At 47.1% G+C, this 669-nt stretch carries 1 protein-coding gene; it reads left to right on the forward strand.

Annotated elements, in window-relative coordinates; translation table 11 throughout:
- Positions 1 to 229: 229 nt before the first annotated feature.
- Positions 230 to 669: TrmH family RNA methyltransferase (locus WMO25_RS18590; RefSeq protein ID WP_435384327.1), on the forward strand; the 440-nt coding region annotated here is incomplete at its 3' end.

Genomic DNA, 669 nt, shown 5'->3' on the forward strand with positions numbered 1-669 from the left:
TGACGTGGTAGAACTTGCACAGGCAAAGCATTGCAGCAGCAAGATCATTATTGGCGGTGCCGTTACAACTCAGAGTTTTGCAGATGAGATTGGTGCCGATGGATATTCGCGGGATGCTGCGGAAGCCGTGCATCTTGTGGAACGATTATTGAATAAATAGGCTTCTTGCTTCAGATGAGTCATTTTGACAGGAAGCAGTTGAGAGTTGCTGTTTGGAAAGGAAAAGGAAATGGTCAATATCATAGAAATCCATGATTTTTCAGCACCGGAGTTGGATATTTATGCCCGTTGGACGGAGAATCAGTTGTTGAACCGCAAAGATCCGGCAAATGCCATGTTTATTGCTGAAAGCCCAAAGGTGATTCAGACGGCTTTGGATGCAGGATATGAGCCGATATCCTGTCTTGTTGAGAAGAAACATGTGGAGGGACAGGCTGCTCCCATATTGGCTCAGTGCGGGGATATTCCGGTGTATGCAGCTGAATTTGATGTGCTGACCCAGCTGACAGGGTTTGGGTTGACGAGAGGTATGCTCTGTGTCATGCGAAGAAAAGATTTGCCGTCAGTGGAAGATGTCTGCAAAAATGCCCGAAGAATTGCAATTCTGGAGGATGTTATGAATCCGACGAATGTGGGGGCAATTTTCCGTTCAGCGGCGGCTCTGGGAAT

The sequence above is a fragment of the Coprococcus intestinihominis genome (genome assembly GCF_040096555.1).
GTDB classification, from domain to species: domain Bacteria; phylum Bacillota; class Clostridia; order Lachnospirales; family Lachnospiraceae; genus Coprococcus_A; species Coprococcus_A intestinihominis.